The 11,597-nt window shown below is 71.1% G+C and carries 14 protein-coding genes and 1 pseudogene; 7 read left to right on the plus strand and 8 right to left on the minus strand.

Translation table 11 applies throughout. The features are described 5' to 3' along the window. Positions 1-970 precede the first annotated feature (970 nt). Both CUT44_RS30965 and CUT44_RS30970 read right to left on the minus strand, forming a co-directional pair. Complete coding sequence (locus tag CUT44_RS30965; protein ID WP_100205353.1) at positions 971-1,240, minus strand: DUF3817 domain-containing protein; 270 nt, start codon at positions 1,238-1,240, stop codon at positions 971-973. Positions 1,241-1,245: 5 nt separating this feature from the next. Next, the gene (locus CUT44_RS30970) at positions 1,246-1,743 is read right to left on the minus strand and encodes a hypothetical protein (protein WP_100205332.1); all 498 of its coding nucleotides are present in this window, start codon (positions 1,741-1,743) and stop codon (positions 1,246-1,248) included. 84 nt (positions 1,744-1,827) lie between these two features. Here CUT44_RS30970 and CUT44_RS30975 point away from each other — a divergent pair, with 84 nt between their 5' ends. Together CUT44_RS30975 and CUT44_RS30980 are read left to right on the plus strand one after the other, a co-directional pair. Beyond that, a complete protein-coding gene (locus tag CUT44_RS30975; protein ID WP_100205333.1) occupies positions 1,828-2,175 on the plus strand; it encodes a PadR family transcriptional regulator in 348 nt (115 codons plus the stop codon). Continuing rightward, positions 2,172-2,840, plus strand: coding sequence for a permease prefix domain 1-containing protein (locus CUT44_RS30980; RefSeq protein WP_100205334.1), 669 nt, complete (start codon positions 2,172-2,174; stop codon positions 2,838-2,840). The genes CUT44_RS30975 and CUT44_RS30980 overlap by 4 nt, the downstream gene beginning before the upstream one ends. Positions 2,841-3,083: 243 nt before the next feature. On the opposite strand, the gene CUT44_RS30985 is transcribed toward CUT44_RS30980, so the two are convergent. The 3 genes from CUT44_RS30985 to CUT44_RS30995 all read right to left on the minus strand — a co-directional run bounded on the left by CUT44_RS30985 (position 3,084) and on the right by CUT44_RS30995 (position 5,531). Beyond that, a complete protein-coding gene (locus CUT44_RS30985; protein ID WP_100205335.1) occupies positions 3,084-3,434 on the minus strand; it encodes a nuclear transport factor 2 family protein in 351 nt (116 codons plus the stop codon). A 319-nt stretch (positions 3,435-3,753) separates the two neighbouring features. Next, entirely contained in the window at positions 3,754-4,566 is an 813-nt protein-coding gene (locus CUT44_RS30990; protein ID WP_100205336.1) for an ABC transporter permease, read from the minus strand. Continuing rightward, on the minus strand, positions 4,563-5,531 hold the full coding sequence (locus CUT44_RS30995; protein ID WP_100205354.1) for an ATP-binding cassette domain-containing protein: 969 nt from the start codon (positions 5,529-5,531) through the stop codon (positions 4,563-4,565). Before CUT44_RS30995 ends, CUT44_RS30990 begins: the two co-directional genes overlap by 4 nt. Positions 5,532-5,593: 62 nt before the next feature. Here CUT44_RS30995 and CUT44_RS31000 point away from each other — a divergent pair, with 62 nt between their 5' ends. Continuing rightward, positions 5,594-6,328 (plus strand): TetR/AcrR family transcriptional regulator, encoded by a 735-nt coding sequence (locus CUT44_RS31000; RefSeq protein WP_100205337.1) that lies wholly within the window; start codon positions 5,594-5,596, stop codon positions 6,326-6,328. Between the two features lie 44 nt (positions 6,329-6,372). Here CUT44_RS31000 and CUT44_RS31005 read toward each other — a convergent pair whose 3' ends face one another. Then, on the minus strand, positions 6,373-6,720 hold the full coding sequence (locus tag CUT44_RS31005) for a deaminase (protein ID WP_100205338.1): 348 nt from the start codon (positions 6,718-6,720) through the stop codon (positions 6,373-6,375). 11 nt (positions 6,721-6,731) lie between these two features. Between CUT44_RS31005 and CUT44_RS31010 the strand changes: the two are divergent. Then, positions 6,732-7,657: pseudogene (locus CUT44_RS31010) on the plus strand (ISAzo13 family transposase); the annotation flags it as partial. Further along, the gene (locus tag CUT44_RS34995; protein ID WP_408646827.1) at positions 7,581-7,766 is read left to right on the plus strand and encodes a transposase; all 186 of its coding nucleotides are present in this window, start codon (positions 7,581-7,583) and stop codon (positions 7,764-7,766) included. The pseudogene CUT44_RS31010 and the gene CUT44_RS34995, both read left to right, overlap by 77 nt. 122 nt (positions 7,767-7,888) lie before the next feature. On the opposite strand, the gene CUT44_RS31015 is transcribed toward CUT44_RS34995, so the two are convergent. After that, the gene (locus tag CUT44_RS31015) at positions 7,889-8,509 is read right to left on the minus strand and encodes an AraC family transcriptional regulator (protein WP_100205339.1); all 621 of its coding nucleotides are present in this window, start codon (positions 8,507-8,509) and stop codon (positions 7,889-7,891) included. Positions 8,510-9,005: 496 nt separating this feature from the next. On the opposite strand from CUT44_RS31015, the gene CUT44_RS31020 reads away from it, so the two are divergent. Then, positions 9,006-9,980 (plus strand): alpha/beta hydrolase family protein, encoded by a 975-nt coding sequence (locus CUT44_RS31020; protein WP_100205340.1) that lies wholly within the window; start codon positions 9,006-9,008, stop codon positions 9,978-9,980. A 97-nt stretch (positions 9,981-10,077) separates the two neighbouring features. After that, the gene (locus CUT44_RS31025) at positions 10,078-10,599 is read left to right on the plus strand and encodes a hypothetical protein (protein WP_085570912.1); all 522 of its coding nucleotides are present in this window, start codon (positions 10,078-10,080) and stop codon (positions 10,597-10,599) included. A gap of 584 nt (positions 10,600-11,183) precedes the next feature. On the opposite strand, the gene CUT44_RS31035 is transcribed toward CUT44_RS31025, so the two are convergent. Beyond that, the gene (locus tag CUT44_RS31035; protein ID WP_100205342.1) at positions 11,184-11,447 is read right to left on the minus strand and encodes a GlsB/YeaQ/YmgE family stress response membrane protein; all 264 of its coding nucleotides are present in this window, start codon (positions 11,445-11,447) and stop codon (positions 11,184-11,186) included. Positions 11,448-11,597: the final 150 nt, after the last annotated feature.

Below are 11,597 nucleotides of genomic sequence, written 5' to 3' on the forward strand. Positions count from 1 at the left end.
AATTCTTCCGGAACATGTTTCGAGCGAGGCGCGCACCACCGTACCGGCCGAAGCCCCGCGGGGAACCGCCCCGCACCTTTCCCTTCCCCGCCCACAGGGAGGCGTGCGCGGGGTACGTGCGGGTTGGGTGGGTGCGGGGGGCGGGGCCGGTCCGGGGCGACCATTCCGGACGGCATTATTTACGGCCGTGATCGTGTCACGTTCTGTCGCCCACTCATTGGCCGCAAATAACGCTTGAGTGTCCGGAACGGCCGCCCCTCCCCGTCCCCTCCCGCCGTCCCCCGGCTGCGGACCACATCCCCCGCACGCCCCGGACCAGGCCCACCCCCGAAACGGCCACCCGGCCACACCCCGGACCGAACCCGTCCCCGGGACGCTCCTCCGACCACACCCCGCATACCTCCGGACCGAACCCGCTCCCCACAGGGCCACTCCCGGGCCGAGCCCACTCCCGGGATGACCGCCCGGAGCCGATACCGGCCGGCCCGCCGGACGTGCCCGCAGGTCGCCCCGGTTCTCCCAAGGGGACACCGCCACACACCGGGGACGAGCAGCACCCCGGCCGCCCCACGGTGGCAGTGCGTCCTGGTCGCCCTTTGTGCACGGGCGAGTGGTCGGCAGTCCGGCCACGGACGGGATCGTCGCCCCGCCCCACGACGGAAGGTGTGCCTCGGCCGCCCTCACGTGCGGGGGCGAGTGGCCGGCAGTGCGGCCGCGGGGCGGGGCGTCACCCGACGTGTACGAACCGGCGGGGGTGGAGGACCACAGGCACGGCGATGATGCACCCGGCGACGGCGGGGAGGGGACGGGGAGGGGCGGCCGTTCCGGACACTCAAGTACGATGTGCGGCCAATGAGCGGGCAAGGAAACGTGGCACGTCAACGGCCGTAAATCGTACCGTCCGGAATGGCCGCCCCGGACCGGCCCCGACCCCACCACCCACCCAACCCGCACCCACCGCACGACACCCTCACCCCGCCGCGGGACTGCCTTCCGTGCCCCTCCCGACACGGCGCAGGGCGAGCAGCCCTCCGACACCGGGCACGAGGGAGTACCAGCGGGCCGCCGGGGCGGCGGCGGTCGTGGCCTGCCAGGCGGCGATGACGGTGACCAGATAGGCCATGCCGTGCAGCGGACCCATCAGCGAGCTGACCGGCTCCGCGTGGACGGTGAGCAGGTTGAGCAGCAGGACGGCCAGCGAAGCGGCCTCGGCGCCGGCGGCGATCCGCAGCATGCGCATCACGTTCACGCTCCCGTGGTGGAGCCGGGCCGGACGATCATCAGGACGACGACGATCGCCCACAGGATGTTGAAGACGCCGGTGAGCATGGCCAGCCGGGCCGCCGCCGGACGTACCGCCACGCCGGTCCCGCCCCCGTCCCCCGCGCCCTCCACACCCGCCACCGGCGCGAGCATCCGCCGCTGCCCGGGCACGATCGCCAGCACCAGCAGAGCAGCGGCGAGCGCGGTCAGCAGCATCGAGACGAGCAGCCAGGCGTCGGTGAGAACACCGAGCTGCGCGCCCGTGGCGATCCCGAAGACCGGGACGGCGACGCCGACGACGGCGTAACTCCGGCAGATCCGGTGCAGGAGCACGGCGACCCCGGCGTCCCGCTCCCCCGAATCCCCGCCCCCGGACGCCGACTGCCGCGCGTAACGCGGGAACAGCGAGGCGGCCACGGCGATCGGCCCGACCACCAGGATCGCCGCGAGGACGTGCACGGACAGCAGGAACTTGGTCATCGCGGACTCTCCCGTACCGACGACGAATATGTTGGCTGCCAATAGATACCACGCCTACAAAACCCTTGTGTAGGCTGCCCACTCATGAAGGCGGACGCGGTACGAGGACACCTGGACGGCCTGCTGCTGGCCGTGCTCGAGCCGGGGCCGCTGCACGGCTACGCGATCATCACCGCGGTCCAGCAGCGCAGCTCCGGAACGCTCGAACTGCGCACCGGCACGGTCTATCCCGCACTGAACCGGCTGGAGCGGACCGGCCTGCTGCGCAGCACCTGGGACTCCGTCGGCGAGCGGCGGCGACGCCGCTACGAGCTCACCGACGCCGGACGGCGCGCCCTGGACGGGGAGCGGGCGGCCTGGCGCGAGTTCACGGCGGCGATCGGCTCCGTACTGAACCCCGCCCCCGTACGACGGGGCCAGGCCACCGCATGAGGACGGCCGGGGAGATCGAAGACGTCGAGGAGTACGCCGCCGAGCTGGCGGCGGCCCTGTACGGCCCGGAGCGGGCCCGCGCGCGGCTGGTCGCGGAGTTGCGGGACGGTCTCGCGGACACGGTGACGGCGTACGCCGCCGAGGGACTGCCGCACCGGCTCGCCGTCCGGCGGGCCGTGGCCGAGTTCGGCACCGTCGAGGAGGTGGCGCCGTCCTGTCAGCGGGAGCTGACCGTCGCCCAGGTACGGCACACCGCGCGGGCCGTCGCCCTGACCGCGCCGCTCCTGGCCGCCTGCTGGTGGCTGTTCCTGGTCACCGGCCAGGGGGGTCAACTGCCGCCCGTGGCGCGGTTCCTTGCTCTGCCCCTGGCCGGGGCCGCCGCCGGGGCCGCACTGCTCGCGGCGACGGCGCTGATCACCACCGGCACCCTGGCCCGCCGGCTGCCCGCCCGGCTGTCCGCGGCACGCCGGCTGCCGCTGGCGACCGCGTGGACCGGCACCGCGACCGGCGTGACCCTGGGTCTGTCCGCGCTCGCGCTCGTCGTGTCCTCACCGCTGACCGCGAACTGGCCGCTGGTGGCGGTCAGCGGCGTCCTCGCCACCGTGTCGCACACCGTGGTGGCGGCCTCCGCCCGCGCCTGCCGCCGGTGCGTCCGCACCGGGTGACCGGGCGCAGTCGGGGGACGGCGGGAGGGGACGGGGAGGGGCGGCCGTTCCGGACACTCTGGGGTCCCCCATGCCGAAGGCCAGGGGAGCGATTTGCGGCCAATGAGCGGGCGAGGAAACGTGGCACGGCAACGGCCGTAAATCGTACCGTCCGGAACGGCCGCCCCGGACCGGCCCCGACCCCACCACCCCACAGAAACCGCACCCACCCGCACCCCGGGCACGGGCGCAGCCCGGGCCCGCTCAGCCGAGGTTGACCTGGTACGTCTCCAGGCGGCCGACGAGATCGCCGTCGAAGTGGAAGACGTCCGCGAAGCGGAAGTGCAGCACATCGCCGTCCTTCCGCACCGCGCTGCCCCCGCCGGCGGCGACGACGGTGTCGCCCTCCTCGACCAGGCTGTCGACCGTGATCGTGGGGTGCCCCGTGAAGGCCTCGTTGTCGATCTCGGCGGCGAAGGCCCTCCTGCCCTGCAGCGTGGTGTAGCCGTACATGTCCCACACCACGTCGTCCGTGAGGCAGGACAGGATCATGTCGTGGTCCCCACGGCGGAACCCTTCGAGGTACTTCTCGACGACGGCCTTGCGGGTGGACATACGGGCGCCTCCGTTCCTGGTCCGGCAGGGCGTGCGAGCGGCCGGACCACTGCTACCACCACCCTCCCCCACTTCGATCACCACGCGCCGCACAACTCATCGGTTCGGGCGGAGAATTCGCCCCCCGCCCACCGGCGCCTCCCTCGAACACCCGCCTCTTTCGGGTTAAAGCACACCAGAGACACGGGCGCGGGGAGCTCCGGCGCCCACAATCCATGGACGAGGTCCACCCGGGTGCGCGACGCCCGCTCGACCCCATGCTGCGGACGGCCCGCCTCCACCCCCCCGGGCGGGCCGTCCGCACCTCCTCCTCCGCCTCTCAGCGGCCGTCCGCGCCGCGGGCGTGGCGGCGTACGGCGAGCGGGACGAAGACCGCCAGCAGCAGCACCGACCAGCCGACCGCCGCCACCACGGGATGCGACACCGGCCAGGCGGCGCCCGGGACGTCGTTCGCCGCGGCGGCCTCGCCGCCGGACAGCTCGCGGCAGGCGGCGGCGACGGCGCTGATCGGGTTCCACTCGGCGACGGCGCGCAGCCAGTCGGTCATCCCGGCGGTCGGGATGTAGGCGTTGGACAGGAGCTGGACCATGAAGGTGGAGCTGCCGAGCTGCCCGGCCGCCGCCTCGTCGCGGATGACCAGGCCGAGGTGGATGCCCACCCAGACCGTCGCCAGCCGGAACAGCAGCAGGATGCCGAGCATCCCGGCCAGGGCGCCCGGGCCGCGCTCGGGCCGCCAGCCGACCGCGTAGCCGACCAGCAGCAGCGGCAGCAGTCCGGCGGCGGTGGTGAGGACGTCGGCGGCGGCCTGTCCGGCGGGGACGGCGGCGCGGCTGATCGGCAGGGTGCGCAGCCGGTCGGTCACCCCGCGCCCGGCGTCCTGGGCGGCCTGGAGCATGCCGGTGACCAGGCCCCCGGCGGCGGTGACGGCGAACAGGCCCGGCACGAGGTAGGCGCGGTAGTCGGCCCCGCCGGGGAGGGAGACGGCGGGGCCGAAGACGTACCCGAAGAACAGCAGCAGGGCCAGCGGCATGGCCTGGGTGACGACGAGCAGGCCGGGAGCGCGGCGGGCACGGGCGAGATGGCGGCCGAGCACCGCGCGGGTGTCGTACGCGGTGTGGGCGAGGGCGGTCATGCGGCGGTCCCCTTCCCGGCGGACTCGGCGTGCTCCCCCGTCAGGCGCAGGAACGCCTCGTCGAGGGTGGGCGGGCGCAGGGCGGCGTCGGCGAGCGGCACGCCCGCGGCGTCGAGTTCGCGGACGATGCGGGGCAGGGTGAGCGCGGGATCGGTGGCGACGGCTCCGACGGCCAGCCGTTCGCGGTCCAGCACGGGTTCGGAGCCGGTGAGCGGGCCGAGGACGACGGCCGCCGCGGACAGCGCCGTCTCGTCGGGGACGACGATCTCCGCCCAGGAGCCGATCCGCGCCTTCAGTTCCGCCGGGCTGCCCTGGAGGCGGGCCCGGCCGCCGCCCAGGAGTACCACCCCGTCGGCGAGCCGGTCGGCCTCCTCCAGGTACTGGGTGGTGAGCACCACCGTGGTGCCCTCGCCGGCGAGTTCGCCGACGGCCTCCCAGATGCGGTTGCGGCTGTGCGGGTCGAGGCCGGTGGTGGGCTCGTCGAGGAAGAGGACCTCCGGCGGGAGCAGCAGTCCGGCGGCGAGGTCGAGGCGGCGGCGCATGCCGCCGGAGTAGGTGCGCACCAGGCGGTCGGCGGCCTCGGCGAGGCCGAAGCGCTCCAGGAGACCGTCGGTGCGCGCCCGGGCCGCCGGGCCGCGCACCCGCCGCAGCCGGGCGAACAGGTGCAGGTTCTCGCGTCCGCTCAGGTCGTCGTCGACCGAGGTTTCCTGGCCGGTGACGGCGATGGCCCGGCGTACGGCCGCCGCCTCGCGCACGACGTCATGGCCGGCGACGCGGGCGGTACCGGCATCGGGCGCGGTGAGGGTGGTCAGGACGCGCAGGGCGGTGGTCTTGCCCGCTCCGTTGGGGCCCAGCAGGGCGCGGACGGTGCCCGCGGGGACGGCCAGGTCCAGCCCGCGCAGGGCGTGCACCTCGCCGAAACGCTTCTCCAGTCCTTCACTAAGTACGGCGTACGTAGTAGTCATGCCGTCACGGTACACCACTACGTACGTCGTACGTAACTACGATGGGGGCGAGGTGATGACCGATGGCAGCCGGCGGACGTTCCCCCCGCCCCGAGGTGATCTGGGCCCGTCCCGAGCGGACCGGCCGCGGACCACGCCCCGCCCACACCCGGGCCGAGATCGCCGGGGCGGCCGTCCGCGTCGCCGACGCCGACGGGATCGAGGCGGTCTCCATGCGGCGGGTGGCGGCCGAGGTGGGCTGCGGCACGATGTCGCTCTACAACTACGTGCCGCGCAAGGAGGACCTGTACGAGCTGATGGTCGACGCGGTCTCCGCCGAGCACGACCTGACGTCCCTGCCCACCGGCGACTGGCGCGCGGACATGCTGACGGTCGCCCGCGACACCCGCGCCCTGCTGCGCCGCCACCCCTGGCTCACCCGGCTGCTGTCCTCGGCGTACGGCTTCACGCCTCACTCACTGCGCTACCTGGAGCGGTGCATGGCGGCCCTGGAGGGGCTGGACGCGCCCGGCGGCACCAAGCTGGAACTGCTGGCGATGATCAACAGCAGTGTGCTCGCGTTCGTCTCCGACGAGCTGGCCGTGGCCGAACGCGCCCGCGCCGTGCCCTGGTCGCCGGAGGAGGAGCAGGCGGTACGGGGCGCGTATCTGGCCGGTGAGCTGGGCAGCGGGCACTACCCGCACCTGGCCGCGGCGTTCGCGGAGAACCCGGGGCCGACCGACTACGACGCGGCGTTCGAGCGCGCCGTGGGCCGCATCCTGGACGCCTTCGCGCGGGGCGGCCCGGCCGGGGGCTGACCGCTCCACGCCGCACGCCGGTGCGGCCGGGCCCGGCGCGGGTGTCAGCCGGATTTGGCCCCGCCGCCCACCGGGGCGTGCCGGGCCGTGAGCGGGAAGAGCTCCAGGCACTCCTCCCGGCAGACCTCCTCGTGAACGTCCAGCCGGGGGTGCCCGGCCCGCGCGACGTCCCGGGCCCGGATGCCGATCTGCCGCCAGGTGAACGTCCGGTCGGGGTGCTCGGCCGCCCACTGCCGGGCGTCGAGCTGGGTCACGCCGAACACGACGCCGCGCATCTTCGCCCAGATCGCGGCGGCGGTGCACATGGGGCAGGGCTCGAGCGTCGTCAGCAGGTAGGCGCCGGTGAGGTAGCGGGAGCCGGTGCGTTCGGCGGCCGCGCGAATGGCCTCCATCTCGGGATGGCCGATCGGATCGCAGCCGCTACCTCAACGAGCAGGTCAAGGAACACCAGTCCGCCGGCCAGCCGGTGATCAGCATCGATGCCGAGAAGAAGGAACAGCTGGGGCAGTTGCCCAATCCCGGTCGGCAGTGGCGCCCGGCAGGCGATCCGGTGCAAGTGGAGGATCACAGCTTCTACTTCATCGGCCCCGACGTCGAGGTGGCGATCCCCTTCGGGATATACGACCTGGCCAACGACAGCGGCTGGGTGAACGTCGGCACCGACCACGACACCTCGGTGTTCGCCGTCGAGTCCATCCGCCGCTGGTGGCAGGCTCGCGGCCTGACGGACCACCCGAACGCCGAACGCTTGTTGATCACCGCGGACTGCGGAGGATCCAACAGCTACCGCTACCGGTTATGGAAGGCCGAACTCGCCGCCTTCGCCGCCCAGACGGGCCTGACCGTGACCGTCTGCCGTTTTCCACCGGGCACCTCGAAATGGAACAAGATCGAGCACCGGCTGTTCTCCCACATCACCATGAACTGGCGAGGAAGGCCCCTGACCAGCCACGAGGTCGTCGTCAACAGCATCGCCGCAACCCGGACCAGAACGGGCCTGCGAGCACACGCCGAGTTGGACACCTGCACCTACCCGGTGGGCATCTCCGTCAGCCGCGACCACCTGCACTCCCTGCCCATCACACCCCATGACCAGCACGGGACCTGGAACTACACGATCTCAGCCACCTCCGACGCCGACGACAACGCGCCCGGCATCAATGATCGCGACCGAACCAGGGCCCAGGTCCTCACGATGCTCGCCGACCCGCGTCTGAGCGGGCTGAACAAGGAGATCCGCCGCCGCACCGACGTGGTCGGCATCTTCCCCGACCGCACCGCCGTCATCCGGCTGGTCGGGGCGGTCCTGGCCGAGCAGAACGACGAGTGGACCGAAGCCCGCCGCTACATGGGCCGCGAACTCCTCGCCAAGGCCCGACTCCACCCGATCGAGTCAGAAACCGACGACCCGGCCCTGCCCACCGAACTCACCGCATAGCCTCAGACCGAGATCACCGAGTGGCCGTCGATACACCACTCCAGCGGACGTGACCCGGCCCACCGGTCAGCGCTTTCCCATGGGGGCCGGCAAGGTGGCAGTTGAGCCAAGACATCGCAGGTCTACCGCACGGTCCTGGCATAGCCACCTGCGCTCATGCCGAACTCCCGCCGAAAGTGCCGGTTGAGCTGGCTCTGGTCACAGTAACCAAGCTCGGCGGCGGTCTCTGCCACGGATCGTCCCGCTGCCAGCATGGACTTGGCGCGGGCCATGCGCAACAGGGTCCGGTAATGGTGCGGTGGAACCCCGTAAGCCTGCTGGAAACTCCTGATCAAGTGGCGTTTGCTGCAACCGGCGACTGCCGCGAGGTCGTCGAGCTTGATGTTGGAGTTCAGTTGGCTGTGGAGTATCTCCCGTACTTGACGAAGCGCTCGAGGACGAAGTGTCGGACTCACTGCGCCGGGAGCATCCGCATGCCTGGTGAGCAGGACGTTCAGCAGGCGGATCAGCGACGACTCGAGATCCAACTCGTCCTCGCCGTGCGCCAGACCCCTGTGCAGCGCAGCAATGCCGTTGAAGAGGCTGCGGTCTGAATAGGTCACCTCATGAAAGCGCGGCCGGCCTGTGCCGGCCGGCATGAGATCGGCGTCAATGAACATCAGTTGCACAATGGCCTGGCCGTCAGCGGCGGCTTTGTCCTGATCGAGGCAGCTCACGACCTCATGGGGCTCGATCACCGTCACCGCGCCAGGAACAGGGGGACCCTGGGTTCGCCCGAGGTACCGAAAAGGGGGTGCAGAGCCGCCATGCGTGATCTTGACAGTGAACCCGCTGTTCACAACGGTCGGGAAGTCACCATCGGCAACGCGCACAACCAGGCTCTCGACTCCGAACCGTGCTCTTCTGCGACGCCCATCGATTGCGGACCCAGTCATGTCACTTTCGCCCTAGTTCGGTTTGTCCAGTTGATCTTACAGTTCCCGGCAAGACAAGTGCATCCGTCGGGCTAGGGAGTCATGACAGTCGATGGTTGAGTCAGTCGCCCTCCCCCTGCCGTCAGACCGCGGGACGAGCACCTGACGAGATCTGTGCACCGCTGCGGAGATCACCGTCCACACCAGCCCAGGTGCCGGGCGGCCGTTCCTGGCCCATCAGGCTCGCGGCCACGACCGCCAGTTCCATGCCTACCGCCAGTTACGACAGGCGCCATGTCAACACCGATCTCGAAAGAGGGCTCCGATGAGCAAGCCGTACAGCGACGCCGCCAACATCCCGGTCAACGCGTCGCAACCCGTCCTCACCTACCACCCGGTCACCCTCGACGTTCCCGGCCGGCCCGTGCCGCTGGAGGTCAAGGTGTCGATCCCCGCGACCGGCACCGACCTGCCGCTCATCCTCCTGTCCCACGGGCACGGGCCGGCGAACTTTCTGTCCTCCTACAACGGCTACGGGCCGCTGGCGAACTTCTTCGCCGCCCACGGGTTCGCGGTCATCCAGCCGACCCACCTGGACTCGACGGCCCTCGGTCTGCGCGACACCGACCTCAAGGACGCGCCCCTGTTCTGGCGTGACCGCGCCACCGACATGCACAACATCCTCGACCGCCTCGACGACATCGAGGCCGCCGTCCCTGGTCTTGCCGAACGGCGGATCGACAGGGACCGTGTCGGTGCCGTAGGACACTCCCTGGGCGGCAACACCGTCTCCCTCCTCCTCGGAGCCCAGATGCTGGACCCGGACGACGACCGGCCGAAGGACCTCTCCGACTCTCGTGTCAAGGCGGGAGTGCTCATCGGAGCTCCGGGCATCGGCAACGACGAGCACTTCGCCGAGTGGGCCAAGACGAACTACCCGGTGCTGTATTACACCGACTTCGAGCAGATGACAGGCACCGGCCTGATCATCGTGGGCGATCAGGACCTCAACCCCAACTTCTCCAATCGGCTCAGCTACCGTGCTGACGCTTACTCGGCCAGCCCCGGCGGCAACAAAACCATGGTGACCATGTACGGCGCTGGTCACATCTTCGGTGGCATATCCGGATACGACGCGGCAGAGACGGACGACGAAAATCCCGAGCGCGTGGCGACTCTGCGGGCTCTCGTGTGGGCCTACTTGCGCAGCCAGCTCTACTCGGCCGACCCGTCCTGGAAGAACGCGGTGAACGCCCTGGAGAACGGTGAGGACCCGATGGCCAAGGTCGAAACGAGGTAGTTCCGCGAGGTGGGCGGCGGCGCGACGGCCGCCGCCCACCGCACTTCACCGCACCGGGACCTTCCACCCCAGCATGGATCGCACAGGAGCAACCGCCATGTGGACCACGTTCGCTGCAACCGTCGGCGGAAGCGCCGCCGGCCTCACCGGCCTCACCTTCATCGTTGTCGCCTTCCGCTTCGACGTCGTCGCCACCTCCCAGGAATACCGCAACCGCGCCGCGCAAACCGTCTCCCTGTTCCTGACCACCACAGTCACCGCATCGCTGGTCACCCTGCCGCAACCGACCTGGGCGCTCGGGGTCGAACTGTTGGTCGCCGCAGCAGCAAGCGCAAGTCTGCTCTCGGTGCTCGACCACGCAGCCCGCCGTGGCACGTCCCAGCATGCGCGGCCCATCCTCGTCGTCGCGCTCGTCGTGTTCGCGGCAGGTATCGCCGCCGCCGGACTGTTCGCCACCGTCGGCTCCACCAACGGAATGGGCTTCTACGCCGCGAGTTCGCTGCTCGGCCTCATGTGGGGCGTCTACGGGACGTGGGTCTTCCTCACCCAGGCGGGCACAGATCAGATCAACGCGGTAGCAAACGTGCATGACCAGCCCGGCACCGTGCCGGCCGCCTGACCGGCCCCACACAGTGAGGCGGTGCGGGACTGACTGGCCGGTGAACACGTTGACCCACATGCCGATCAGCACGGCCGAGACAACGGACGTTACCCACCCGCACAACCGTCATCAGACGCAACATCGCCACGCCCCCCGAACGCCGCCGACCAGTTCAGCACATCACCGGACCACTCCACGAGACCGCCCGAAAGCATTTCGCCAACATCGTTACGCAGGGAGCTCCGGAATTCCCGGGGGAGGGCCCGCCTCGCGAATGGACCTCAGGAATATGCCACCGGTTCGACGAGGGACTTCGGACGCCGGAGGTCCGCACCGTGCGGGCTCGGCTTCCTGCCGGACCGGCGGATGGCCGTACCGGCGCAGATCTCGGCCGGGCGCCCCGACGGCCGCGTGGAGGACATGCCGGAGCACGCGGCCGTCGTCCGGCACGACCGCCGCCCCGGCCGGGGGACGTCCCGGTCCCGGGCAAGCCGGAGGCCCGGCGGGAGGGCGGCCGTCGAGGGCCGCCCTCCCGCCGGGCCGGGTACCCGCCGGAGGCGGGGGAAGCGTGGGGGGTTACCGGTGTCCGGGGCTGCGGGACGTCAGGCACGCACCTTGGCGCGGTCCACGGCGGCGACACCGACCGCGGCCAGCCCGATCTGGATCAGCAGCTCGATCCAGTCGACACCCCCGGTACTGGCGACACCGAGACCGGCGGCGATGAACGTACCGATCAGGGCCGCGACGATACCGACGACGATGGTCAGCAGCACACCCACCCGCTGACGTCCCGGTACGACCAGACGTCCCAGCACACCGATCACGATACCGATGATGATCGCGGTAATGATGCCGGTAATCTCCATGACTTCACCTTTTCGGGACGGTTGCTTGGTTTCCTCCTTCCCGGTCCCGGAGCATGCATACCGAGGACATGTCAAGAGTGGTGTTCTCGCCGGTCAGCGGGTCGCCCTGCCGGGTGCCGCGGCGTTCCCGGCGAGCCGGTGCGCGGGGCG

Source organism: Streptomyces carminius, assembly GCF_002794255.1.
Lineage (GTDB): Bacteria > Actinomycetota > Actinomycetes > Streptomycetales > Streptomycetaceae > Streptomyces > Streptomyces carminius.

Excerpts from the sequence above, each read along its gene's own strand:
- CUT44_RS31020 (WP_100205340.1), top strand. The coding sequence starts at position 9,006 with ATGAGCAAGCCGTACAGCGACGCCGCCAACATCCCGGTCAACGCGTCG.
- CUT44_RS30980 (WP_100205334.1), top strand. The coding sequence starts at position 2,172 with ATGAGGACGGCCGGGGAGATCGAAGACGTCGAGGAGTACGCCGCCGAG.
- CUT44_RS30965 (WP_100205353.1), bottom strand. The coding sequence starts at position 1,240 with ATGCGCATGCTGCGGATCGCCGCCGGCGCCGAGGCCGCTTCGCTGGCC.
- CUT44_RS31005 (WP_100205338.1), bottom strand. The coding sequence starts at position 6,720 with ATGGAGGCCATTCGCGCGGCCGCCGAACGCACCGGCTCCCGCTACCTC.
- CUT44_RS30985 (WP_100205335.1), bottom strand. The coding sequence starts at position 3,434 with ATGTCCACCCGCAAGGCCGTCGTCGAGAAGTACCTCGAAGGGTTCCGC.
- CUT44_RS30970 (WP_100205332.1), bottom strand. The coding sequence starts at position 1,743 with ATGACCAAGTTCCTGCTGTCCGTGCACGTCCTCGCGGCGATCCTGGTG.
- CUT44_RS31000 (WP_100205337.1), top strand. The coding sequence starts at position 5,594 with ATGGCAGCCGGCGGACGTTCCCCCCGCCCCGAGGTGATCTGGGCCCGT.
- CUT44_RS30975 (WP_100205333.1), top strand. The coding sequence starts at position 1,828 with ATGAAGGCGGACGCGGTACGAGGACACCTGGACGGCCTGCTGCTGGCC.
- CUT44_RS31035 (WP_100205342.1), bottom strand. The coding sequence starts at position 11,447 with ATGGAGATTACCGGCATCATTACCGCGATCATCATCGGTATCGTGATC.
- CUT44_RS30995 (WP_100205354.1), bottom strand. The coding sequence starts at position 5,531 with ATGACTACTACGTACGCCGTACTTAGTGAAGGACTGGAGAAGCGTTTC.
- CUT44_RS30990 (WP_100205336.1), bottom strand. The coding sequence starts at position 4,566 with ATGACCGCCCTCGCCCACACCGCGTACGACACCCGCGCGGTGCTCGGC.
- CUT44_RS31025 (WP_085570912.1), top strand. The coding sequence starts at position 10,078 with ATGTGGACCACGTTCGCTGCAACCGTCGGCGGAAGCGCCGCCGGCCTC.